Source organism: Candidatus Gorgyraea atricola, from assembly GCA_030765235.1.
GTDB classification, from domain to species: Bacteria; Omnitrophota; Gorgyraeia; order Gorgyraeales; family Gorgyraeaceae; genus Gorgyraea; species Gorgyraea atricola.
On sequence record JAVCCW010000018.1, the window covers coordinates 51,693 to 76,948 of the forward strand.

Here is a 25,256-nt window from a genome sequence, read left to right on the forward strand (position 1 = left end):
TCCTCTTGTAGGCCAGGTTTAAACCTGGCCTACAAGAGGGGGTTACCACAATAGTAATCCCCCGTAGCCCACAACAGATGTATAATCGCCAGAGATATCCCCGCTTGTCTGATACTTTACGAGTCCGGCCTTTTCAGCGCCTAGATTTTTACATACGCTTATAAGAGTGCATGTCGGCGCAACTCCGCACATCGATATGTTAAGCTCTTTTACGACCTGAAAGAGCCTCTCCTCATCGAGCGCCAGTATGGCATTTATGGCGAGCCTGTCTTTTTCCTCCGCGCTATCTCTTGATTCATAGTGCGTAAAATCCGTACTCGCTATAAAAATAGCGGATCTCCCTATCTTTTTAAATCCTTCTGCTATTTCCTTTCCTATCTGCTGATATTGTGCGAGATCCCCCTGAGAGATAGTTATGGGCACTATTTTTATGTCCTTTTTCAGATACTGCAAAAAAGGCACCTCTACTTCTATGGAATGCTCATTTAAATGCGAAGCGCTGTCCTCTTTTAGAAGCGTACTTCCTTTTAATATAGACTCTGCGATCTCAGTATCTATCTTTGCCTCTCCCAAGGGGGTTTCCCATGTACCCTTGGTCATTATAGCAAATGGCTTTCCTGATCCAGTGTGGTTTGTCCCTAATATTATGGCTGTCTTTTTTAGCTCTACCTTTGATATCACAGCTCCCGCTACAGAACCAGAATAGATATAACCTGCGTGAGGCAGAATGGCACCTTTTATTTCCTGTTTTTCCGCCTCAAGATCTATCATCCCGGAAAGCATCTTATTTAGAGCTACTGTTGTCTGCGGATAGAACTGACCAGCTACGATAGGTTTTCTTCGCGTCACTTTCCCTCCAATATTAGAATGGCGTACCTATCCAGGGTCAAAAATCTTTTTGCCACTCTCTTAATGTCCTCTTTTGTGACGATATCTATGTTTTTGTTGTAGTTCTTGTAATTATCATAGCCCAGCCCGTAAAGTTCATCCAGAGAAACCCCGAAGATAAAACTCGCGTTAGTCTGCATTTCTATCTGGCGCATTGCCTTTAGATGATTTTTAGACTTCTGTATATCCTGTTCGGTGGCACCTTTTTTTACAAAACGAGCTGTTTCCCTGAGCATGATCTCCTTGACCTTATCGATATTTTTCTTTGAGGTAAGTGTATATAAAACTATATACCCCGGGTCTATGCCCAGGACATGAAACGCGCCAGTCGCATAAGAAAGTCCTTGTTTCCCTCTGATGCTTTTAAAGAGAATTCCTGACTGGCCGGAAAACATGTTCACCATGATCTCAAGGGCGAATCTATCTCTATTATAAATATCTGCGCCGCGGAAACCTACAAGCACTAAGGATTGCTCCTTGTCTGTCTCAACGAGCTGAGTCCTTTTTCTTCTTATTGGCGACTCTTTCTCAGGAGACCGAATTCTGCTGGTTCCAGACGTGATAGCTGAAAAGTATTGTTTTACCAGTCCTTCTATCTCGCTAGTATTACAATCACCTGATATCCCGAGGACCATATTGTCTGCGGAAGTAATACCTCTATGAAGATCTACAAGGTCTTGCCTTTCTAACCTGGTTACGCTATCAATAGTACCTATAGCCTGGAAACCATAGGGGTGCGTCTTAAAAAGAAGCTTCTTTAATAATCTGTGGCCATGGTTAAAGACTTGATTGTCCTGCATTTCTATTGCGGAAATAAGTTCTGTCTTTTCTCTTTTTAACTCATTTTCCGGAAAAGAAGGATTCATGCACAGCTCTGAGGTAAGGCTCAGCGCATCTTCAACGTGTTCCCTCAGGCATTTTACCAGGATACCTACGCTATTATTGCCAGAATACGCGCTGACAGCCATGCCCCTTGACTCATAAAATTTTACTATTTCCTCTCGAGGCATAGACGTGGTCCCGTCTATAAACATAGTGCTCGCGAGCCCTGAGACGCCATTATTCCCCTCTGTCTCGACCCTCACACCAGCCTTAAAAAGCAGAGAAATAGCTACTATTGGCAGTGTATGATCCTCGGAGATCAGAACAGGTAATTTATTTTCAAGGGTTATTTTCTTTATCTGCCTCTGTGTCTTCTGCAAACTATCTTCGGATTCAGATGCAAGCGCGTTCCCAGAGCCACTTATAATAGCTATAGTCATATTGTCCTTGGTCAAATACCTTTTAGCTGTCTGCTGTATTTCTTCCCGTGTTACTGCCTTGATACGCTCTATATAGAATTCAAAAAACTTAGGGTTCCCGGTAAGAAGTTCTGCTATGGCAAAGTCATTTGCCTGAGATTCTATGGTCTCTTTTTGGTAGATATATCCTGCGAGAAAATTATTCTTTGCCTTTAGAAGATCCTCGTCGCTCACGCCATTTTCTTTTACATCGTTTATGACCTTTAGTATCTCATCTATGGCATTTTCTGTTGCTTCTTCTTTTAGCACACTTGATACAACAAAAAGGCCTGGGTCTTTTGGCGTGTAATTATATGCGGTAATGGCAAGTACCAGCGACTGTTTTATCCTTAATTCCTCATTCAAGATCGAGCCCTCGCCATCTCCAAGAATAAAAGATAAAAGATCCATGGCATGCAGGTCATTATCCAGGAGTGATGTGGAATGAAACGCGATATTTAGATACGCCCCATCAATATCCAGGGACTCTTCGGAAATATTCTGCGCTATTTGCTGGGGCTCTTCAGGAAGGACAGTGGATCTATTTTTGCCTCTTGGGATGCCTCCAAAAAGATGCTCTATCTCCTTCAAAGTCTCTTCCTTTTCAATGTCACCGACAACTGCTATCACGATGTTCTCAGGCGTATAGTTGGTATTGAAAAAGTCGATGAGGTCATCTCTTCCTAACCTTCTAAAATTCTCCTTATAACCGATGACAGGTATTTTATAAGGATGGGTGATATATGCGCTGGAAAAGGTCAGCCTGGAGACCCGACGGCCAGGGTCATCCTTGCCAAGGTCCATCTCCCTTTCTATAACAGCCATTTCTTTCTTTAATTCCTTTTTGTCAAAGCTAGGTACGGTCAACATCTCTTTTAGTATGTCCAGGGCAATGTCTTTGTGTTCCTTGAGGATGGTTATCCTGTAGCCCGTATAGTCATAGGAGGTAAAGCCATCTATACTTCCTCCATATTGATGTAATGTATTCTCTATAGTGCCAGTGGGATATTTGGCAGTGCCCTTGAAAAGCATATGCTCTGTCAAATGGCTTATACCACTGCCAAGGTATTCTCCTTCCCAAGCTGAGCCAACGTCCACAAAAACAGAAAAGACCACAATAGGATTTCTGTGGTCTTCTTTAATAATGACCCTTAACCCGTTCTCAAGGGCCTTGGTGTCCTGGGCGCATACGCGAGACGCGCTAAAAATAAAAAATGCCAAGGTGATTATTTTGGCAATGCTTACCCTGTTACAAATATTTGATGAGTGTCGCATGAACCTTCCTTTGCCTCTCATTATAGCTATTATGTAACAGGGCCTATCTTGGTCTTTGTGATGTCTTGGCTGCTCTTAGTCTTTTCCTCTTTTTCTCGCTTGGTTTTTCGTAATGTTTACGCGCCTTTAGCTGTTTTAGAATGCCTTCGCGCTCTATCTTCTTCTTGAAACGCCTGAGCGCCCTTTCCAAGGGTTCACCTTGCCCTACCTCTATTCTCGACATTTATCCTCACCTCTTTTCCAAGTTTTAGCCTGTATTCTATCCAAAAACCCCTACCCTGTCAAGGACATTCCCTAAACAAGTCTTATCTTCTGTAGGCCAGGTTTAAACCTGGCCTACAGAAGGAGGATAAGCTTATTTTTCAGGGTCTTTCATCTCTTTTTTAAATGCCTTTATGCCTTTTCCCAGATTTCTGGCGATCTCTGGAAGCTTTGCTGCCCCGAAGATTAAAAGGCATATTACGAGAATTACGATAAGTTCCGGCATGCCTATACCAAACATAATGACCTCCGTCTTATTTAATCTTGCTTAGTATCTTTTCTATATCCACGTACTCTTCCACTAATCTCTCAGCTGTCTTTGTCTTTTCTTTGTCATCTGGTCGTATCTTTATGGCGAGATCATGTATTTCGGCAGCTGTGGCATAAGTATGTTTCTTGCTCATGAGAACTGGTATCTTTGCCTCTTCTATAAGCGTTGTGATCTTCTTATCAGGCACTATCCCACCTGTAAGCACTATGCCTGCGATAGAGACGTTCCTTTTTGGCCTTTTCAGGAGGTGCGCGCTGAGTAACGTCATCAGTATGTCCTCTCTGTCACCAGGCGTTATTAGAAGTGAGCCATTTTCAATATAATCCAGTGCCGCGTGCGGCTGCATCGCGCCTACCAGGATATTTTGGACTTTATTGTGCATGCCGACCTTTTTTGAAATGAGCTTAATGCCTGTCTCTTCCATGATATGCTTTATCGTGGGTCTGGACAATGAGGATGTGTATGGTATAACACCCAGCACATCGATCCCTCTTTTTCCAAGGCCAATCTTTACTATTCTTTTTACCTTTTTATACTTAGACGGTAGAACCTTGTTTACGATAACACCTATGACATCAACGCCTTCCTTTTCAAATAAGGCCATGTTTAGCTCTATCTCATCAATCGGCCTTCCTATCCCGCCTGCTGTTACAAGTATCACCTTTGCGCCTAAAAGATTTGCCACCCTTGCGTTCGAGAGGTCAAAGACAGAACCTACGCCAGCATGACCTGTGCCTTCGATGACAACAAGCTCTTTTTTCTTTGATACGCGTTCGAATGAGTCGATTATGTTGCTGACCAGTTTTTCATGGCCGCCTTTTTTTATATATTTTTCCGTAAAGCCCTTTTCAATGGCTATGGGGCTCATGTCTTTTAAGCGACATTTTGTGCCGCACACCTTTTCGATCAGCACAGAATCTTCGTCAGCCTTAAACCCGTCTTCAATAACATATCTCTGACCAACAGGTTTTATAAAACCAACACTCCTGAATCTTTTCTTAAACGCGTTTATAAGTCCCAGGGATATCGTGGTCTTACCGTCATTCTGCTTTGTAGCGGCTATAAATATCTTACCTTTTGTCATTTCTTCTCCCACCTCAATAGCTCTATTACTTTTGCCAGGGTACTGCCTTCGTCTATTTCTTTTCTTACGCGATTTTCCATTTCAAGGACATTCATGGCCCTATTTGCTATTTCCAATGCCTTTTGTGCCGGGATTACGACCACGCCATCGTCATCGCCTACTATATAATCTTCACTAAAGACCTTTGTGTCGCTGATGTTAACAGGTATGCCAATTTCTCCAAAACCTTTTGGCTCTCCGGCAGATGGCGAAGCGAGCTTACTAAACGCGGGAAAGCCAAGTTTTCTTATCTCTCCTACATCCCTTATCGCTCCGTCAATAACAACACCTGCTATTTTTTTCTGCATAGCGCCATGCGTTGCCAGCTCCCCCCATACAGCAGGTCCGACTCCACCAGCATCGATCACAATGACCTGGCCAGGCTCTGCAATGTCAATGGCCTCGACTGTCTTTGCCCAGTCACCAGGATATGTCCTGACTGTAAGAGCTCTTCCGAACATCTTTACGTCTGGCGTAATTGCTTTTAAAAACTTTAGGTCTCCTGTGCGGTGCATCGCATCTGAAATATTTGCAGTCGAGACCTTAGCCAGGACCTTTTCTATATCTTTTTCAGAGACTCGCTTGAATAATTCTGTTTTGACCTTTTTCATTGTCTGTAGTGATTTTTTTATATCAGCTGTGGCCTTTTTTGCGTTTTTAGATTTATTGATAGCTCCTCCGACTACGACTATAGACGCGCCTGATTTTACTGCTAAAGGTGCTGTTTCAGAATTTATGCCACCCGCAACAGCTATTTGCGTATTTATCTTTTTTGAGATCTTCTTAAGCTGACTAAACGGGTCTTTTGCCTTCATCTGGTCATCAATGGCGCAGTGGATCCCGATGTAGTCTACGCCGAGCGCCTCTATCTCTTTTGCTCTTTTTTCAGGGTCTTTTATTGCAATCAGGTCTGCCTGGATCTTTGCGCCATAATTATGCGCTGCCTCAACGCATTCTTTTATGGTCGAGTCGCTGGCAGCGCCGAGCACACATACTATGTTCGCGCCTGCCTTTGCCGCGATCTCCACTTCTGTGCGGCCAGCATCCATTATCTTCATGTCAGCCACTATGATCTTTTTCGGAAATTTCTCGCGCAGCTTGCGGACAGCATTTAATCCTTCGCTCTTTATCAGAGGCGTGCCTGCCTCTATCCAATCTACGCCACCTGCTACAGCCTCTTCAGCGCATTTCATGGCGCGGGAAAGATTAACAAAATCTAATGCGACCTGTAATATCGGTTTCATTTATTCTCCTAGGAAGGAGGCGAAACCTCCGCACATCAATGATGTGCGGAGGTTTCGCCTCCTTCGTCTATTCACCCATTATTTGAACCAATAATTCACGCGAACGTGGTCTATTGTCAAAATCTATGAATATGATCTGTTGCCACGTGCCAAGCTGCATCTGGCCATTGACAAAAGGAACTGAGATACTGGGACCTAGAAACGATGCCCTTACGTGCGCATAGCCATTTCCATCATGCCATCTCACGTTGTGTTCGTAGTGGCTGGATTTCGGCGCTATTTTTTCAAAATAATCTTTAAGGTCTTGCACTAACCCTGGTTCGTATTCCACTGTAGTAAGTCCGCCTGTTGAACCAGACACAAATACAGTAACAATGCCAGAGCCTAATTTGGACTTAGATAGGGCACTGGCCACTTGAGCAGTTATGTCAATAATATCCGTGTCACCTTTAGTGCTAAGTTTTATCTTTTTAGTAACGACTGACATGTTTTACCCTGTCTGACCTCGTAGGTCGGATTTAAATCCGACCTACGAGGTCTAATAATTTATTTCTTCCTATATGCGTTGAGGAATGAGTCGCAGTAGAGCTGCTTTTCCATGAGTAGCTCTGCTGTTATCGCAGCGTCTACTAGTTCTTTGTCTGTGGCGTCCATGATAGCTGCGTCAAGGCCGTTGGCTATTGCCATTGCTAGAAATGTCCTGTTAATGATGCTTTTACATTGAGAAGGCGCGCCCTGTGAAACATTGGAAAGGCCAAGTATGGTCTTTGGCGCGGGATCTGCGAGCATCTTTGACTCTCGTATAGTCCTTAGCACCTCTTTTGCATGCACCTGCGCAACGTTTACAGGGAGTATCACAGCATCCAGGTATAGATCTGACAGGTTAATGCCATGCTCCATGGCAGATGCTACGATCTTCATGCCGAGCTCGAGCCTGCCTTCGGTATCCTTTGGTATGCCTGCTTTGTCCATGGTCAAGCCTATGACTGAGGCATTGTATTTTTTTGCTAGAGTAAACAGCGAATCCATTTTATCCTGGTTGGCGTTTACGGAATTTATTATGGGTTTTGATTTACATGCTGATAGACCGGCTTCCATTACATCTTTTTTTGTTGTATCAATCGCAAGTGGCGCATCGCTGACTTCGGTAATGGTTTTTACAAGCCACTCCATTGCCTCTTTTGGGTTGTCTGATGATGGGCCAACATTTACATCAAGCGCGCTTGCGCCAGCTGAAGTCTGCTTTTTCGCAAGGTCCTGTATTACAGATTTATCTTTTTTCTGTATTGCCTGCGCCACATCCTTAAACATCCCGTTGATTCGCTCACCGATAATAAACATGTTAAGCTCCTGTGTTCTGTGTAATGTGTAAGGTGTAAGGTGTAATGTAACCGGGATAGCTTGGTACATTACACATTAAACATTACACCTTACACAAGTCCTGTATGATCTTTTTAGTCTCCTCAACCGCCCGAGGATGGTTCATGACAAGGATGTCTGAACCTGCATTGAGATACGCTACAGCAGTGGCTGTCTCATACAATGCACCCCTGTCTTTGCTAGGTCCCCAGTCTTTCGCAGCCTCGTCGCCAGTCTTTGCCTCTTTAGTACGCCAGACCTCTTGCCCCACAAAATTTATGAGAGGCATTGAAAGCATCTTGTCGCCTGATAGACCAGCAAGCCGCGTCCTTTCCATTATTGAATAAGTGTATTCCAGGCCATAGCCCAGCGCGCCTGTTGCGTGATGAATCACTATTTTATCCTGCGGGAATTGCATATCGCAGATAAGTATGTTCAGCTGCTTTGCAATATTTATGTCAATCGGTGCCTCAGAAATAATAGCATGACCTCCGCTCAAGCACGCTGCGGTCAGGGTCTTGTAATTTTCCTGTGTCGCAATACCAAAAAGACAGTTTTTGCCTTTTGCAACATCTGTGCAATGTACCATTACGTCGCTATCCTTTTGTGCAGTCCCGCTGCCTATTACAATAAGCGGCACATCCACAGCCTTTAAGATGTTTTCCAGTGTCTTGCCGGCATCTTGCCCAGAGGCGTTTTTCGTATCCGGGTGCGCGCTTGCAAGGCGAAGACATATCAAATCTGCTGAGAATTTCTCTACACAGAGCTTTGCCCATGCAACTGGATCCTTTAACGCAGCGCCGAAATTAGCCTTTAAGTCCTCTGGCCACTCAGGCGGCTCCATATCCCACACCTCCATTGCCACCTTAGGGGAATTCGGACATTTATCCTCACCTTTTATGAAAAATATACCCGTCTCCCCACCAACAGTAACCCTTGTCCCTTGTCCCTTGTCACTTGTCACTCCCAGCGCAACCTCACTTATTGTGTCCTGCCATTTTTCAATTACCCTGTCCATACTGTCTCCTTAAGTTCAAATTCTATTGTCTCTGGTATTTTTTCACCTGTCTCACTTATTTTTTGTATCTCTTCCTGAAAAGGAATATGACATTCTACAGTTAAGCCAGAATTATTTATTAGTTCCTGACTTTTCTTCTCAATAGTCCCTTTTGACTTATTTATAATGAGCGAGGCGCTTTTTACCTTTAGGCCAGCCTTTTTTGCAGTTTCGAATGCGTTTATAGCTGATCGTACACCAACTGCGGTTGTGTCGCTGACCAATAAAAGCTTATCTACGCGATCTGCTGTACGCCGGCTAAGGTGTTCCATGCCAGCTTCGTTGTCTATCACGATATATTTATAATTCTTACCGAGTTTTGACAGGTATTCTCTCAGGATATTGTTTATGGCGCAATAACAGCCAGGCCCTTCTGGTCTTCCCATAACAAGAAGGTCTATGCCTTCTCCTTCTGTAATTATCTCCTCCAGCCTCATGTTGAAAAGATCACTTTTGGAAAAACTTGCTGAAGAAGATTTTTTTGCCTCTTCGCGTATATCTGAAATGGTCTCGTTATATTCAAGTCCTAACGCTACATTGAGATTGGCATTCGGGTCAGCGTCAATTGCCAGTATTGGCCTATCTATTTTCAGAAGGCGCCTGATTAGTAACGCGCTAACTGTAGTCTTGCCAACCCCGCCTTTTCCAGCAATAGCTATTATGTATGGCATTTGATATATTTTGTTGTGTGTTGTGAGGGTGAGTTATGGGTTGTGGGTCGAGTTGTGGGTTGTGAGTAGTGAGTTAAAACCCACAACTCATCCACACAACCCGACTCACAACTCACAACACACCCCCACCCTCACAACTCACAGCAGCCACTTTTTCACCGACGGGAACAGCTCTATGTCCGTGTGCGGCAAAAATAGCGCTGCGCTGTAATTATTCATAAAAGATGAATTCACGCTTAAGTCAAGGTATGTCATTTTATCAGCGATCAAATGAGCCTTATCCATTGCCTCGCTTGAAAGGATCGCCATCTTTGCCCCTGTTATCGAAGTATTGCCCAGAAATTCAAATTTTGACTCTGGAAAATCTGGCAAGAGCCCAATGTTTATGGCTGAGCGTATGTCCAGTGCTGTACCAAGGCCGCCTGCAATAAATACGTGCTTTAAGTCAGACTTTTTATAGCCTGATTCTTTTAAAAGTACCTCGATGCCAGTATAGATGGCACCTTTTGAATGGATGATATTTTTGATATCGTTCTCATCGATAATTATCTTGCCCGTGAGGACTACGGCCTTTACGCCATTCACCTCTTTTACCTTGCAGATCTTGTTGTCATTGATCCTGCCAGAGCGATCAATGATCCCGTGTTTTAGAAGCGCGCTAAGACAGCTTATTATTCCAGAACCACATATGCCTTTTGCAGGCGCATTGCCTATGGTCTTTACGCAGAGTTTGTTTTTCTTTATGGATACATCTTCGATCGCGCCTTTCATTGCCCTGATACCTGAGGACAGGCCGCCGCCTTCAAAGCATGGGCCAGCAGATGTGGAACATGCCATGTAGTATTCTTTGTTGCCCACAACCACTTCACCGTTTGTGCCCAGGTCAATAAAAAGCGACAGGTCTTTACTGCTATCCATGCCAGATGCCAAGACACCACTTATAATGTCTCCGCCCACATAACTGCCTATTGAAGGCAGGCACGATAAAAGGCCGCGTGGATTTATTTTTATACCTGCTTCCGCGGCACGGATAACTGGCATAAAGTTTACAGCTGGTATATAGGGGTCTTTTCTTATGTATTCAGGATCTATCTTTAAGAGAAGATGCGTCATTGTTGTATTGCCTGCGCACATTACTGCTGTGATGTCATCGAGTGTTAGGCCGCGCTCCTTTGCCAGGTTATATACGAGCATGTTTACAGTATCTATTACTGCGTGGTGGAGTTTTTCAAGGCCTCGCCCTTCTTTTGCGTATACAATTCTTGAGATTACATCTTCGCCAAAATCGACCTGTGGGTTATAGCTTGCCTTTGCAGCCAGGACTTGTTGGGATTTTAGATCAATGAGGTACGCGACTATGGTAGTGGTGCCGATATCAAGCGCTACGCCGAGATTTTTCGCTGAGCGACTGCCTGGCTCAACAAGCACTATTTCTGTGGTGCCGTTTCTGTTGCCAAGGGTTACTGTGACTTCCCAGTTACTTTCTCTTAGTAGTCGCGGGAGTTTTTTTATGTTTGCGAGTCCCATCTGCATGACAGGGATATTTTTATCCTTTCGTATCTCTCTGAATAAGCGCTCTACATCGCCGCAATTATCATCAATGGAGGGTGGCGGGAGCTTTAGAGATAGTTTTGTGGAAAGCGGGCCATGCTTGAATACCTTTGCCCTTGTCTTGTGGTGCTCTTCTTCTATTTTTTCAGCTGGCGTATATAGGCCTGCGAGCCGCTTTGTCTTTGTCTCTTCTGTAAGCACCTCTATGTCGCCTAATCTTGATTCCTCAGGGATCAGGACTTCCAGATCAGACTGGGGTATGGTCCTGCAGGCAAGCACATAGCCTTTCTTGCGTTCTTTCTCGGAAATTCTACCGCTATATTCAGTATCATACTTACCTTTTTTAACAATAACCTTGCACCTACCGCACACACCCTCTCCCCCACAGCTATTATATATATGTATCCCAGCTTTAATAGATGCAGTAAGTAGATCCGTGCCCTTATCTACACTAATAGCCTTCTTCTCAGGCAGAAATGTAATCTTAATATCCTTCATAATAGCTATGATTTTAACACGCGGGTTGGGCGATGGTCAAGGGAAATGAGGTTGGCGTAAAAGCTAAAAGCAGACCTGTGCGCTCAGGTGAAAATTTCCCCCTTGCGGGGTCGTCTTTTATTTTGCATTTTGGTGGGGCCGAAAAAACTTACCCGACACCATAGGTGTCGGGGTCGAACAGTTTTCGACCTTTTTGTCTCATAAAATGTGACGGAATAAACCACCAAAACACAAAATAAAAGACTAAATTTTCAATTCGCTCCCAGGTCTGCTTTTAGCTTTTAAGATTCCCTGTTTAAAAAATCTGTGCTTGCAATCTGATTAAATCTAACCTGGTTAGAAATGTCAAGAAATCTTAAAAATTTTTTAATTTTTAAAAAGCAAAGAGACTAAAGATGATAATGAAAATAGTGTTATCGCCGTACTGAAAGTCAAATGCCACGATATGTTTAAATTCTTGCTATTTTGTGTCGAAGTATCGCTGATTTGTTTTTGTTCAACATGATAAGCTTGCGCTGTGCCGCTACCACTAGAATTAACACGAATATCATTATCTTTCCATATACTTTTTGGGCCTGTCATGCTTTGAGATGTTTGGATTGTAATCATCAATTTTGAGATAGAAAATCGAAGATAGAGTAGAGAGAGAACAACAAATATAGCCATAATTACTGTAATTATTTTTCGATTTTTCACATTTTTCTCCTTTTTTATTTTCTCAGCTAACAATTAATAGGCGAATCTACTATTCTTTGCTATTAGTAGCAGCTTAGAACGTCTTATTCTATAGCCGAGCATACTGTCTATCGCGACTTATATAGTATTATGTTACCACTTAAAGCAAGAGAAGACAATTGTTTAAATTGCACGATAAAAGCTAAAAGGAAGACCTGGTAGCGAATTTGAAAATTTAGTCTTTTATGTAGCATTTTGGCGGTTTCTATGGCTCATTATATGAGCCCAAAAGGCCGAAAACTGTTCGACACCCACACCTATGGTGTGGGTGAAGTTTTTTCGGTCCCGCCAAAATGCGGAATAAAAGACGACCTGTTTCCGAGCGGAGTCCCGCCCTTTCGTAGAAAGGGCGGGGCGAAGCGAGGAGGGAAATTTTCATCTGAGCGAACAGGTCTTCCTTTTAGCTTTTATCGTGTATGGCGCTACATTTTAGTGTAGGATTAGACAGAAAAAGGCCTCGCGAGTGGGCGAGGCCTTTTGGATTCCCGCTTGCGCGGGAATGACATTTCTGGTTACTTCTGCTTGACCTTTAGCTCCGTGCCGCAGGTTGGGCAATATTGGACGCCTGAGGTATGGTCTGATCCGCATTCAGGGCAGAATTTTGTGTCCATTGCATCGCCTATTAAGGCGCCGCCTGCTGCTCCTGCTGCTCCGCCTATTAGAGCGCCTTCAGCAGTATGGCCTGACTGGTGGCCTATGATCGCGCCTGCTCCTGCTCCGATCAAGGTGCCCATGCCAGCGCCCTTTTGCGTACCTGTGCAACCAACAACAAAGGCCAACATAATTACTAATGCTACTACAGTGTATTTTTTCATATCTACATCCTCCCTCTATTTCAATTATAGCATTGTATCCAATAAAAACAAGAGCGCTACTTAATTAATCTGATCCTAGTTGGTGGCCAGTAGATCAGGAAGGCCTTGCCCTTGACATATTTTTTCGGCAAAAATCCCCAGTACCTCGAGTCCCTGCTCGAGATGCTATTATCTCCGAGCACATAATAGTCATTGTCTGGTATTTCTAAAACCTGATCTTTTTCGCCGTAATCGCCCCTATTGTAATAATACCTCTCCTTTATGATAGAGCTCGCGTCAACAGCCTTATTACCAATAAGAATCGTGCCATTTGATATTTCTAGACTCTCCCCAGGTAGCCCCACAAGCCTCTTTATAAAATCCTTTTTCTTGTCCTCAGGCGAGACAAACACGATCACATCGCCCCTCTCTGGTTTTTTGAATTTGTATATAAATTTACTCACCATGATCCTATCGCCTTCCATTAAAGTAGGCCTCATAGAACCAGTGGGTATCTTAAATGCCTGCACAATAAATGTCCTGATTATAAGCGCCAATATTACAGCTATAATTATCGGCTCGACCCACTCCTTCATGAAATAACGTAGTTTGGGATTCATATAGTCTCCAGTCTCGAGCCGAGGTCCAGCCTCGGCTTTTGAAAAAGCCGAGGCTGGACCTCGGCAATATTATATCTTAAGCGCTGCCAGAAATGCCTCTTGTGGTATTTGTATTCTGCCGAATTGCTTCATTCGTTTTTTTCCTGCTTTTTGCTTCTCCCAGAGTTTTCGTTTTCTGGTAATGTCCCCGCCGTAGCATTTGCTGGTTACGTTTTTTCCTACAGGCGCCACCCTTGACCGCGCAAGGATCTTACTGCCTATGGCAGCCTGTATGATCACCTCAAAGAGCTGGCGAGGGATCAGTTCTTTTAACTTCTCAGCAAGGGCCCTGCCTTTAAACTGCGCCTTTTCTCTGTGCGCAATAGAGGAAAGCGCCTCGCATATCTGACTATTTATCAATATATCAAGCTTGACCAGATCACTTGACCTGTAGCCTATTACTTCATAGTCCAGGGAACCATAGCCTTTTGTCATTGACTTTATCTTGTCATAAAAATCCACTATGAGCTCAGCCAATGGCATTTCAAAGACGAGTTTTATCTTATCGTGAGAAATATACTCTGTGGATTTATACTCACCTCTTTTTGTCTTACAAAAATCAATGACTATGCTCAGGCTTTCCTGCGGTATCATGATGTATGTCCTTGCGTATGGCTCAAATGTCTCAAGTATATCCTGCGGATCAGGGAGCCTGCTTGGATTATCCACCTCGATTAATTTCTGCTTATTATCCTTGATCTTATATACGACGCTTGGTGTTGTAAGTACGAGATCGAGATCGTATTCTCTCTCAAGGCGTTCCTGCACTATCTCCATGTGAAGAAGCCCTAAGAAACCGCACCTGAACCCAAATCCAAGTGACTGCGAGCTCTCAGCTTCGTAAATAAAAGAGGAGTCGCTCAGCTTTAATTTATCAACAGCTTTTTTCAATGCGTCAAAGTCCTTTGCGTTCACAGGATAGATCCCGCAAAAGACCATTGACTTTAACTGTTTGTAACCTGGCAATGTCTCTTTCGCAGGATGGCTTGCATCTGTGACTGTGTCACCATTGGTTACCTCTTTGGCCTCTTTGATCTGGCAAGTAACATACCCTACCTCTCCGCAGGAAAGCGACTCAACAGGTTCCATTTTTGGACGAAATATACCAAGTTCCTGCACCTCGTATTTCTTACCTGAGGACATCATGGTTACGTGCATACCTTTTTGCAATGCTCCGTTTACCACCCTTACGTAAATGATAACGCCTCTATAGACATCGTACTTTGAATCAAATATCAATGCCTGGAGCAGTTCTTTTTTCTTCCCCCCTGGAGGAGGTACGTCTTTTACTATGCGCTCGAGTATTTCTTCTGTGCCTATGCCTTCCTTTGCGCTTGCCATTATAACTGTATCTTCCTCTAATTTCAATATGCTCTTCATCTCCTCTTTTACTCTGTCTGGCTCAGCGTTCTGAAGGTCGATTTTATTTATAACAGGTATGATCTTTAACTCCTTATCAAGCGCCTGCTGAAGATTCGCTACTGTCTGGGCCTCTACGCCTTGCGCAGCGTCCACCAGAAGCAACGCGCCTTCGCATGCTGACAGGGACTTTGAGACTTCGTAGCTAAAATCCACGTGGCCAGGCGTATCAATGAGGTTTAATTCGTATACATTACCATCCTTGGCCTTATAGGACATGCGCACAGCACTAGCCTTGATCGTGATCCCGCGCTCCCTCTCCAGATCCATGTCGTCGAGGATCTGCGCCCTGAACTGCCGCTCATCCACTGTATGCGTGAACTGCAGCAGCCGGTCCGCAAGCGTAGACTTACCATGATCTATATGCGCAATTATGCAAAAATTTCTGATTTTAGATATATTCATAATACCGAGGTCCAGCCTCGGCTTTTGAAAAAGCCGAGGCTGGACCTCAAACTTGCGCTGCGATTTTTTTGCCGAATTCCAGGTAATCCTTGGCCATCTTGTTGCTTGGCGCTTCTGCGTAGATCCTGAGAATAGGCTCTGTTCCAGAAAGTCTCAGCATAAGCCAGCTGTCATCCTCCACGATAAATTTGTAACCATCACATGTCTTTGTCTCTTTTACAGGCCTTTCCAGGATTTTTTTGAGAGGCGTGGTTTTTAAGAATTCCATCAGTTTTTTCTTTTTGTCGTCGGGATAATCCATGATATCTATCCTTGTATAACAAAAACTTCCGTATTCCTTTTCCACATCAGCCAGTATTTCCAGTATGCCTTTTTTCCTGTGTGCCATCATTTCGATAAGCAATATCCCTAAAAGCATCCCGTCTCTCTCAGGTATGTAACCCTTGACCCCTATTCCTCCTGATTCTTCTCCTCCTATAAGGATATCTTCATCGAGCATAAGCCTGCATATATACTTAAAACCCACAGGTGTCTCGTATAGTTTCAGATTATATTTTTTTGCAATGCGTTCTATAAGAGTGGTGTTGGAAACTGTCTTGACTACTCCGCCGCTCCATTTTTTATCCTCTACAAAATGAAGTAAGAGCAGCGCCATTATCTGGCCGGCATTCATGTATCCGCCTTTTGGCACAACTGCCGCGATCCTGTCCGCGTCGCCGTCATTTACTATCGCGATATCAAACTTGCCTTTTTTCATTTCCTTAAACACTGCCTCTAAATTTTTAGGGATAGGTTCAGGGTTTATGCCGCCGAAAAGTGGGTCACGGCCTGTTCTCATCTGAGTGACCTGAATGCCTGTATCTTTCAGGATTTCCTTTATATAACCATCCCCGACCCCATGCATGCAGTCTACCAGGACATTGAGCTTTGCTTTCTTCAGGGCCTTCCCATCTATATAAGATTTTACAAATTTCATATAGTCTGGTTTTAGATCCACCATCTTCACTGCCCCTGAAGCAACAGCCTCTTTTAAAGGTGTGCTTTTTATCTCGTTCTTCCCAAGAAAAGATTCAACAGATTTAGTTATGCCCTCGTCCGCGGTGCTTGCGTAATGCGCCTTTATTTTTATACCGTTATAAGAAGGTGGGTTGTGGCTGGCGGTGATCATCACTCCACCTGCTAATTTTTTATTTTTTATCGCAAGGCTTACAAATGGTGTAGGAACTGCCTTGTCTGAAAGCAACACCTTTATGCCATTAGCTGCGAGCACACATGCGACCAGCTCAGCATATTTCTCGGACAGAAACCTCCAGTCATAGCCTATGACCATTGTTGCGCCATTACCCTTGAAATGATCTGCGATGGCCTGCGAGACTATCTCTACATTCTCAAAAGTAAAATCCTCTGATATTATCGCTCTCCATCCATCGGTGCCAAACTTAATCGCCATCACTTTCCTCCGTGTAATTTTCTCACTGCCTCTTTAGCATCTTTTGCTCCAAAGAAATAAGAGCCGGCTACAATCACATTTGCACCAGCGTCTAAAACTAACTTAACATTTTTATCATTTATCCCACCGTCGACCTCTATATCTCCAGCATATAGTTTTCGAGCCTGTTTTATTTTTGGTATTACTGAATCAATAAATTTCTGCCCTCCGAACCCAGGATGAACTGACATTAGAAGAATCATGTCGACTTCACCCAGTACGCCTTCTATGCAGAAGGACGAATCAGGATTAAGCGACAACCCTGCCTTTTTGCCAAGAGACTTTATCTCGCTCAGGACCTTTTTAACACGCACTTCATCTATCTTATCCACAGACCTCGAAGTCTCCACCCTTGTCGCTTGTTGCTTGTCGCTTGTCCCTAACGTATAAGTCTCCGCATGCACAGTGATGATATCGCTTCCGGCATCTGCAAATGCCTTCAAAAGCTTATGCGGCTGGTCGATCATGAGATGAACATCTAGAGGCAATTTAGTACATCTCTTCACTGCCTCTACAATAAGCGGCCCTATAGTAATGTTAGGCACGAAACGCCCGTCCATTACATCAACGTGTATCAAGTCTGCTCCGGCATCTTCGATCCTTTTTATCTCATCGCTCAGCCTTGCAAAATCAGCCGACAATATGCTCGGCGCTACCAATATCTTTTTCATCATAGCTCCTTCAATTCCCCTTCAAGACCTTTTCTCTCTTTATCATCTATAGGGCCGACAACTGCCAGATTCAACCCCTCATTATTGAATATATCCTTTGCAACCCGCAATAGATCCGCAGACGATATCGCGGTTACCTTCCTGATGATATCGTCTTTATCAGGAAGTTTGTCCAGCGCCGTTACATTATCTCCCAGCCAGAGCATACGCTCCATCGTGTCTTCAAGGGCAAGCAGCAACTGCACCTTAAAAAATTCCTTGGCCCTTTTTAATTCATTGGCGCTGACGCCGCTGGTCTTGATCTTCCTCAATTCCTTTATTATAAGTCCGAGCGCTTTCTTGAGCTTGGTATGCTCTATGCCTGCATTTACAATAAATCCGCCTGTCTCATAATGCCGCTTTACCTCTGTGCCTATCTCATAAGCAAGCCCTTTTTGCTCTCTTACTTTTTCAAATAATCTTGACGACATGTTTGCGCCCAGGATTATATGCAGGAGGCTCAAGACGAACTTATCTTTATGCGTCCTTCCGAATGCATGCAGGCCCATTGAGATGCGCGTCTGCGCTGTTTGTTTATAAAATATCTTTAGCTGCGGAGCAGTCTGTTTATTTTTGAAGCTGACAACAGGACTCGAGGTCTTTTTTGGATCCAAAGGGAATAGTTTTTCTATTTTTTTAACCGGCGGTATTTCTTTTAAATTGCCGCATAAGACCAGGACAATATTTTTTGAAATATACTCTTCATTTTTGTAGTCTACCAGGTCCTGCCGTGTAATGGAATTTACAGATTTGATACTTCCTGCTATAGGGAGGCCCAGAGGATGCGAAGGCCACATGATCTCATATAGCGTGTCATGTACCTGGTGATGAGGCAGGTCACGGTACATCTTGATCTCTTCTGTTATAACGCCGCGCTCTCGCTCGATATCCTGTTTACGCATAGAGGCATTTAGAGCCATATCAGACAATACGTTCAAGGCTATATCTGCGTGCTGGCTGCTCACTTTCGTAAGATAGCATGTCACTTCTTCAGAAGTAAAACCATTTAACGAGCCGCCGCGTCCTTCTATTTCTTCTTTTATCTGGCGCGAGCCTCTTGTGGGCGTCCCTTTAAACACTATGTGCTCCAGAAAATGAGATATGCCGCATAGTGATTTTTTTTCATTCCGAGAACCCGCACCAATCCACAGCCCTATCACTGCTGATTCCATGTGGCTCATGTGATGCAGTACTACACGAAGACCGTTTTTAAGAATGATTTTTTTGTGCATGTAACTCCAGGTATGTTTGTAAAATTAGCTGCGCTGCGATCTTGTCTATAGAGCGTTTTCGTTTTTTTCTCGAGACATCCGCCTCTAAGAGTATACGCTCGCCCTGCGCAGTGGTAAGCCTTTCGTCTACCACCTCAATACCTACCTCTATATCCTTTTTCATCAGAGAAATAAAATCTTCCATGGACCGGGCACTTGGGCCTTTTGAACCATCCATGTTAAGGGGCATGCCAACAATGATCTTGCCAACATCGTGTTGTTTTATCAGCTCTTTGATCTTAGTCAGGGTTTCTTTGTCGTCTGCCCTTTTTATTGTCTCTAATCCCTGCGCAATAAGGTTTAGCGCGTCGCTCAGCGCAACACCTATCCGCTTTTCCCCTACATCCAGCGCAAGTATCCTCATCTGAGCTTTTTAACCAGGGCCTTTACTCTTTGGGCATCATCCTTGTTACACACGAGCGTGCCTGATTTGGTCTGCACTATTATGAGGTTATCCACCCCTATTACACCTATTTTATGACCCCGCTCGCCTATTATAGTCGAATTCTTAACATCTATAAGCGCTCCTGCAGAAAGCACTATGTTGCCACTGGCATCCCTATCGTATATCTCCTCCACACTGGACCAGGAACCTATGTCTACCCAATCAAAATCCCCTTTTACGCAGCATATCTTCTGTGACCTGTTTCTCGCGCTCGGCTCCATTACGCCATAGTCTATGGACATGGGCTTGAGCCTTGCGTATTCGCTCGCTAGTTTTATAGCATAACCCTTTTTGCCTTTAAATGCTACAGCGTCTTTTAGACTGTAATATAAATTAGGCATAAATCTCTTTAGCGCTGCCAGGATCGAATCCACTTTCCATACGAATATGCCGCTATTCCACAAAAAATTCGCTTTTTTGTAAAATTTCTCCGCCCTTTTCTTCTGTGGCTTTTCAATGAATCCCTTTACTACATAATGGCCCCGGATCTTTCTGCCAGTCTTTATATAACCATACCCGATGGACGGATATTTTGGTTTTATACCTATAGTGGCAAGATGCGAATTCGAACAGGCTAATTTTTCAGCAGACAAGAGATTCTTATGGAATGATTTTGAATTCTTTATTATGTGATCTGCCGGCAGGACTACCATTGACGCGTTGCCAAATCTTCTTTCGATTATAAGCGCTGCCAGGCATATGGCCGCGGCAGTATCTTTTCCTTCAGGCTCCAGGATCACATTATCCTTTTTTAATGTCGAGATATAGGGCCTGAGCACAGTATATTGTTTCTTTGTAGTAATAAGTAATATATTTTCTATTGGCAGGTACTGGCACAGCCTCTTTATAGTCTCCTGGATCATCACGTTCCTGGTACCAAAGCTAAGCATGTGCTTTGCCTTGCCGCGAGTGCTCTTCGGCCACAACCTCTCGCCCTTACCCCCAGCCATTATTACAGCATACATGTAAGCCTCCTAACAAAACTACCTACTTTTTTTATCAAATCTTTTTTGCCTATATTCTTCTCGATCACCTTTATGATAGCGCTCCCGACTATTACGCCATCAGCTATTTTTGATATTGATTTTACCTGGTCGGGCCTGGAAATGCCAAAGCCCACGCATACAGGCTTCCTGGTCACTCTCTTTATTGCCCTGAGGCTGGCTGAGAGCTCTTTTGGTAATTCTCTTCTCGCGCCTGTTGTGCCTGTAAGCGAGACATAATAGATAAAGCCGGTTGAGGCGTCTGCGATTTTTTTGAGTCGCTCTCTTGAGCTTGTGGGTGCTGCAAGATGTATTATTGACAGGTTTTTCTTTTTTGCAATGCGGCGCAGTTCCTGTGACTCTTCAGGCGGCAGGTCTGGGATTATTACGCCGTCGACCCCGCATGATTTTGCCTTTTGCACAAACTTTTCCAGGCCATAGTGGTGTATAAGATTATAGTAAGTTAAAAATGCTATTGGAATCTGCGTTTGTAATCGGACATTTCTAACCAGGTTAGAAACAGAGTTTATGGTTGCTTTGCGCTTTATGGCGCGTTCGGATGAGCGCTGGATAGTAGGGCCATCTGCAAGCGGATCTGAAAATGGCACGCCTAATTCGATTATATCAGCGCCATTTTTCTCCAATTCAAATATGAGCTTCTTTGTAATAGCCAGCGATGGATCGCCAGCCATTATAAAGGCCGCAAATGCCTTCTTGCGTTTTTTCTTTAGTTCTTTGAATTTCTTATCTATACGATTCATAATTCTCACAACGTCCCTACATTTGTAGACCAGGTTTAAACCTGGTCTACAAATGTAGGCCCTTGCCTTTAATGATATCTATATCCTTGTCGCCTCTACCGGATAGGCAGATGGCTATGATTTTATTTTTGTTCAGCTTCGGCGCTAGTTTTTTTACTGCATAGTATATGGCATGGCTTGGCTCAAGGGCTGGGATAATGCCTTCTGTCTCAGATAACATTCTAAAGCCTTCTAAACCTTCTTTATCATTTACAGCCACATACTGGGCGCGGCCAATGTCTTTGTAATACGAATGCTCCGGGCCTACGCCTGGGTAGTCCAGGCCTGCGGAGATCGAATGCGCGACTTTTACCTGGCCGTCTTTATCCTGTAACAAATAGCTCTTACTTCCATGCAAAACCCCGGGTTTACCTTTACAGAGTGCTGCACCGTGTTTGCCGCTTGCTAAACCTAAGCCGCCTGCTTCTACGCCGATAAATTTCACCCTTGTCTTAAAAAACGTGTGGAAAAATCCTATGGAATTGCTTCCTCCGCCAACGCATGCCACCATGTAATCTGGAAGTCGGCCTTCATATTTTAAGATCTGTTTCTTTGTCTCTTTGCCAATAACTGCCTGAAAATCACGAACCATTGCAGGATATGGGTGTGGGCCTACTACAGAGCCTATTATATAATGAGTTGTACGAACATTTGTAACCCAGTCTCTTATTGCTTCATTGGTCGCGTCTTTAAGAGTCTTGCTTCCTGAATAAACAGGTATTACCTTTGTGCCAAGAAGCTTCATTTTTAATACATTCAACGCTTGACGCTCTATGTCCTCTATGCCCATATATACTTCGCAAGGAAGCCCAAACATAGCTGCAGCAGTAGCTGTGGCAACACCATGCTGGCCAGCGCCTGTCTCAGCTATAATGCGCGACTTGCCCATCTTTACAGCCAAAAGCACCTGGCCAAGCGTATTATTTATCTTATGCGCGCCTGTATGCAGCAGATCCTCGCGTTTAAGATAGATTCTTGTGCCTGTTTTTCTGGACAGGTTCTTGGCAAAATAAAGCGGCGTGGGCCGACCTGCATAGACCTCCAGCAATTCACCTAATTCACGCTTAAACTTAGCATCTTTAAGAGCCTTTTTATATTCCCTCTCCAGCTCCTCAAGCGCTACCATAAGCGTCTCAGGCACAAACTTCCCACCAAATCCCCTGAATTTACCATTCTTATCAGGTAGCATACATTTCTCCCTTATATAGCTTATAAATTATATATTATAAAAGGTGAGGTGTCAAGTCCTGTCATTCCCGCGAAAGCGGGAATCCACATAAAAAAATCCCGTCCGCCAATGGCGGACGGGATTGTAATCTGCTAAAATCTAACCTGGTTAGATTAGCCTTTTTCCAACGCATTCCTTATTGCAATAGCCTGTGATTCGTCTAATACGCCCAACTCCACGCCTTTTTGAATAACCTTCTCAAGGTCACTCCATGTCTTCGCATCTTTTATAAGACTAAAGAACACCTTAGTATTAATTGACTTTTCGAGCCCAGAAAGTTTTTCTTTAATAAGGGCTTCAGCTTTACCTTCCTCAAAAAGTTCCTCATCATTAGTAGCTATTGCAAGAGCATAACCCTCGTTTATTACCTTGTCTTTTATTTTTTGTCTTGCTGATGCAGGCAGGCCTATTAGACCTGCTTCTGTTATAGTTATTACTCGAGTGTTTGAGAATTGATTGAATCTCTCCTTTAAGATAGGCTTGGTTACGGCAGGTACGCCGCTATCTTGTGCCGTTTCTCCGAGTTTTGCAAGCTCTGAGCCTGCTGGCTGAGGTTTCGCTGCAGTGACTACCCTTGACGTGTCGGATAAATCATCAAAGATGCTGCCGATATCAACATTAGCGGATTTTAATATGTCTTCTGCCTTTGTTCGCACTATACTTCCGCTCTTAAAAGCAAATATAGCTTCAAGAGCTAGTGGATTTTTCAGCAGATCCAGTCTGTTGGTGTTTTTCAGTACCTCCTCGACAACTGAAACATTGCTAACTATCCGCTTCATCTGAGTCTTTTCTTCATCACTGGTTCTACCTATTAAATCAAATGAATTAAGGCCTATATTCGCCTCTCTCGAGCCATCTTTTCTAGTCAAAGGTTTTATCTGTGTCCCGAACGCCGCGTCAATAGCCTTCATTTGATTCTTATTCATGGGTTGAAGAATTTTATAGTTACCTGTGCTGGTGCGTTCAATTAAACCCAACATTATCATGTCGTTTAATTCATTGGTCAGCATAGTATTGCCGATGTCCCATTTCTTATTACCGGTTTTTCTTCGACCATACTCACGTCTCATTTGTCTAAATTTATCTGTTGTAAATGTCTGTCCTTGCAGAAACTCAGCTTCTTCGATCAAGGTATCGATTCCAGCAAGAGCAGATTTTTTAGTCTCTCCGTCAACTATTTCTATTCCATCATCTGTTACGCTTTTCTTCTTTAATGCATACCCTGAATCAGCTATTAGAAAGGTGCTTACCAGCATTAAAATAGCTGAAATTGTAAATATTTTTCTAAACATATTCCCCTCCTTTTTTATTTGCCTATTCCATCTTTAAGGTCCATCGGTAGTGTTCATCATCTGTTTCTGTGGTAACCTTTGGACTTATTACAATATATGAATAGCCTTTATCAGCTAGTAACTTAGTTAGAGTTGGCGTATGAAAACCACCTGCTACAAGTGCTGCTAGATCTACACCTTCGTTCTTTAAGTGTTCTTCTGTCATTTTTACAAAGATCTTGTCTCTTTTAAATGCTATGCCATAAAACTCCTCTAGATTCGAAAGGTTATCGCTGATTATAAAGTAATTTTCAGGTATGGTTAAAGAAAGGTTTAGCTCCTGAGATTTTTCCTTTAAGAAATTAGACCAGAATTTAGGGTCAAAATCTTTCTTATTTTCTGTGAAATATTTATATTCCTCAGGCACAACTTTTATCCTCAGGAGATTTTTCATTATTGCTAAAGCATTAGAAACCCTTATGAGCTTTTTCTGATCATAGGTTTCAGCTAATGTATCCTGCAAGACATCCTCGAGCAAAGGCTCTTCTTTAAATAGCTCATTAACATTCAGGTCCCTTGTGGCTTCTATATATTCATTATACATATTCATTTCTTCAGCTGAGGCACTACCATCACGTACTTTTACAAGGTCGATCTTCTTTTCTAATTCACTAGCTTTTATGAGGTTCTGAAAATTCGGGAATGTGTATAGAGGTATCTCGTTCTCTTCAGCCTGATTATAAAGGAATTCATAGTATGCCAGAAGATCTATTGTTTCTGCATCATATTCTTTCTTTTTGCTGTCCAGGGCTACAAGACCTTCATTGTAGATCTTTGGCTTTATAACATCAGAGACAGTAATTAATTTACTGACATATTCACTAGCTAAGTCTTTAAATTCATCTATCTTCCATAATGCATCAGCATGCGTATCGTACAGGGCTTCATCCTCCAAGGCTAATACCTTTGTTTGATAGTCAGTGGCTAAATCCAGGTAGTTTATACAAGTAAAATATCCATTTTTTACAAGGCGATCTGCAACCTCTATTCTTTCTTCTAAAGGCAGTCTATCTCGTAAATATTTATAACCTCTTTCATCAAATTGACCCTCTGGCAATATTACGTTAAGGTTTACATCTTCTATAAGAGACTCAAGGATTTTTGCAGCATTAATCTGGCCCTCGTAGTTTGCATGTGCATCCTGGACATGGATAATCAGCTTGCCATTAGTGCCTTTGTGGGTCTCGATTATGCTTCCGTATTGGTCAGGGATAAATATGTCTTCCGGGTCGAGTGCGTCAGTTAATAGGTCTTCAAAGGGGAGTTCTTCGAGCTCTTCAAGTGCTTCTGTTGTTTCTTCAACTGGTTCTGGGGCCTGGGTTGTCTTTCCTGTAGCGCCTTTGCGCTTATCCCAGATGCTTGCAGCATAACTAGGGCAAGACATTACGATAGCGTTTACAAAAAGGAGCAAAAAAATAAGAGCTATTTTTCCGGTATTCTTCATTTATAGCCTCCTGTACCTTTTCTTAAAGCTTTTATAATCAATATAATTATATCATCTTGATCGAA

The 25,256-nt window shown here is 43.3% G+C and carries 24 protein-coding genes; all 24 read right to left on the bottom strand.

Going from position 1 to position 25,256, the window contains the following annotated elements; translation table 11 throughout:
• Positions 1-42: 42 nt before the first annotated feature.
• Positions 43-849 (bottom strand): AmmeMemoRadiSam system protein B, encoded by an 807-nt coding sequence (gene amrB, locus P9L93_03505; GenBank protein ID MDP8230150.1) that lies wholly within the window; start codon positions 847-849, stop codon positions 43-45.
• Positions 846-3,443 carry a pitrilysin family protein gene (locus P9L93_03510; protein ID MDP8230151.1) on the bottom strand — a complete coding sequence of 866 codons (2,598 nt, stop codon included), beginning with the start codon at positions 3,441-3,443 and terminating at the stop codon, positions 846-848. Before P9L93_03510 ends, amrB begins: the two co-directional genes overlap by 4 nt.
• A gap of 43 nt (positions 3,444-3,486) precedes the next feature.
• Positions 3,487-3,666, bottom strand: coding sequence for a 30S ribosomal protein S21 (gene rpsU / locus P9L93_03515; protein ID MDP8230152.1), 180 nt, complete (start codon positions 3,664-3,666; stop codon positions 3,487-3,489).
• A gap of 132 nt (positions 3,667-3,798) precedes the next feature.
• Positions 3,799-3,945, bottom strand: a complete 147-nt coding sequence (gene tatA / locus P9L93_03520) for a twin-arginine translocase TatA/TatE family subunit (GenBank protein ID MDP8230153.1) — start codon at positions 3,943-3,945, stop codon at positions 3,799-3,801.
• A gap of 13 nt (positions 3,946-3,958) precedes the next feature.
• Complete coding sequence (locus P9L93_03525) at positions 3,959-5,059, bottom strand: AAA family ATPase (protein MDP8230154.1); 1,101 nt, start codon at positions 5,057-5,059, stop codon at positions 3,959-3,961.
• Positions 5,056-6,342 (bottom strand): 3-hexulose-6-phosphate synthase, encoded by a 1,287-nt coding sequence (gene hxlA / locus P9L93_03530; protein ID MDP8230155.1) that lies wholly within the window; start codon positions 6,340-6,342, stop codon positions 5,056-5,058. Before hxlA ends, P9L93_03525 begins: the two co-directional genes overlap by 4 nt.
• 67 nt (positions 6,343-6,409) lie before the next feature.
• The gene (locus P9L93_03535) at positions 6,410-6,829 is read right to left on the bottom strand and encodes a secondary thiamine-phosphate synthase enzyme YjbQ (GenBank protein ID MDP8230156.1); all 420 of its coding nucleotides are present in this window, start codon (positions 6,827-6,829) and stop codon (positions 6,410-6,412) included.
• A gap of 59 nt (positions 6,830-6,888) precedes the next feature.
• Complete coding sequence (locus P9L93_03540) at positions 6,889-7,683, bottom strand: dihydropteroate synthase (protein ID MDP8230157.1); 795 nt, start codon at positions 7,681-7,683, stop codon at positions 6,889-6,891.
• Between the two features lie 82 nt (positions 7,684-7,765).
• Positions 7,766-8,719, bottom strand: a complete 954-nt coding sequence (locus P9L93_03545; protein ID MDP8230158.1) for an acetyl-CoA decarbonylase/synthase complex subunit delta — start codon at positions 8,717-8,719, stop codon at positions 7,766-7,768.
• On the bottom strand, positions 8,707-9,429 hold the full coding sequence (locus tag P9L93_03550) for an AAA family ATPase (GenBank protein ID MDP8230159.1): 723 nt from the start codon (positions 9,427-9,429) through the stop codon (positions 8,707-8,709). Before P9L93_03550 ends, P9L93_03545 begins: the two co-directional genes overlap by 13 nt.
• Positions 9,430-9,567: 138 nt before the next feature.
• Positions 9,568-11,478: an ASKHA domain-containing protein gene (locus tag P9L93_03555; GenBank protein MDP8230160.1), complete on the bottom strand. Its 1,911-nt coding sequence runs from the start codon at positions 11,476-11,478 to the stop codon at positions 9,568-9,570.
• Between the two features lie 366 nt (positions 11,479-11,844).
• A complete protein-coding gene (locus tag P9L93_03560) occupies positions 11,845-12,174 on the bottom strand; it encodes a hypothetical protein (GenBank protein ID MDP8230161.1) in 330 nt (109 codons plus the stop codon).
• Positions 12,175-12,725: 551 nt separating this feature from the next.
• Positions 12,726-13,028, bottom strand: coding sequence for a glycine zipper domain-containing protein (locus P9L93_03565; GenBank protein ID MDP8230162.1), 303 nt, complete (start codon positions 13,026-13,028; stop codon positions 12,726-12,728).
• A 56-nt stretch (positions 13,029-13,084) separates the two neighbouring features.
• Entirely contained in the window at positions 13,085-13,627 is a 543-nt protein-coding gene (gene lepB / locus P9L93_03570; protein MDP8230163.1) for a signal peptidase I, read from the bottom strand.
• 69 nt (positions 13,628-13,696) lie between these two features.
• A complete protein-coding gene (lepA, locus tag P9L93_03575) occupies positions 13,697-15,490 on the bottom strand; it encodes a translation elongation factor 4 (GenBank protein ID MDP8230164.1) in 1,794 nt (597 codons plus the stop codon).
• A 46-nt stretch (positions 15,491-15,536) separates the two neighbouring features.
• Positions 15,537-16,940: a phosphoglucomutase/phosphomannomutase family protein gene (locus P9L93_03580; GenBank protein MDP8230165.1), complete on the bottom strand. Its 1,404-nt coding sequence runs from the start codon at positions 16,938-16,940 to the stop codon at positions 15,537-15,539.
• Positions 16,940-17,650 carry a ribulose-phosphate 3-epimerase gene (locus P9L93_03585; GenBank protein ID MDP8230166.1) on the bottom strand — a complete coding sequence of 237 codons (711 nt, stop codon included), beginning with the start codon at positions 17,648-17,650 and terminating at the stop codon, positions 16,940-16,942. The genes P9L93_03580 and P9L93_03585 overlap by 1 nt, the downstream gene beginning before the upstream one ends.
• A complete protein-coding gene (locus P9L93_03590; protein MDP8230167.1) occupies positions 17,650-18,921 on the bottom strand; it encodes a pitrilysin family protein in 1,272 nt (423 codons plus the stop codon). The genes P9L93_03585 and P9L93_03590 overlap by 1 nt, the downstream gene beginning before the upstream one ends.
• Complete coding sequence (gene ruvX / locus P9L93_03595) at positions 18,899-19,324, bottom strand: Holliday junction resolvase RuvX (protein MDP8230168.1); 426 nt, start codon at positions 19,322-19,324, stop codon at positions 18,899-18,901. Before ruvX ends, P9L93_03590 begins: the two co-directional genes overlap by 23 nt.
• The gene (locus P9L93_03600; protein ID MDP8230169.1) at positions 19,321-20,370 is read right to left on the bottom strand and encodes a sugar phosphate nucleotidyltransferase; all 1,050 of its coding nucleotides are present in this window, start codon (positions 20,368-20,370) and stop codon (positions 19,321-19,323) included. The genes ruvX and P9L93_03600 overlap by 4 nt, the downstream gene beginning before the upstream one ends.
• Positions 20,358-21,149, bottom strand: coding sequence for a tryptophan synthase subunit alpha (gene trpA, locus P9L93_03605; GenBank protein MDP8230170.1), 792 nt, complete (start codon positions 21,147-21,149; stop codon positions 20,358-20,360). The genes P9L93_03600 and trpA overlap by 13 nt, the downstream gene beginning before the upstream one ends.
• Before the next feature lie 46 nt (positions 21,150-21,195).
• Positions 21,196-22,377 carry a tryptophan synthase subunit beta gene (gene trpB / locus P9L93_03610; GenBank protein ID MDP8230171.1) on the bottom strand — a complete coding sequence of 394 codons (1,182 nt, stop codon included), beginning with the start codon at positions 22,375-22,377 and terminating at the stop codon, positions 21,196-21,198.
• A gap of 152 nt (positions 22,378-22,529) precedes the next feature.
• The gene (locus P9L93_03615; GenBank protein ID MDP8230172.1) at positions 22,530-23,708 is read right to left on the bottom strand and encodes a hypothetical protein; all 1,179 of its coding nucleotides are present in this window, start codon (positions 23,706-23,708) and stop codon (positions 22,530-22,532) included.
• A gap of 22 nt (positions 23,709-23,730) precedes the next feature.
• Positions 23,731-25,191, bottom strand: coding sequence for a hypothetical protein (locus P9L93_03620; GenBank protein ID MDP8230173.1), 1,461 nt, complete (start codon positions 25,189-25,191; stop codon positions 23,731-23,733).
• Between the last annotated feature and the right edge of the window lie 65 nt (positions 25,192-25,256).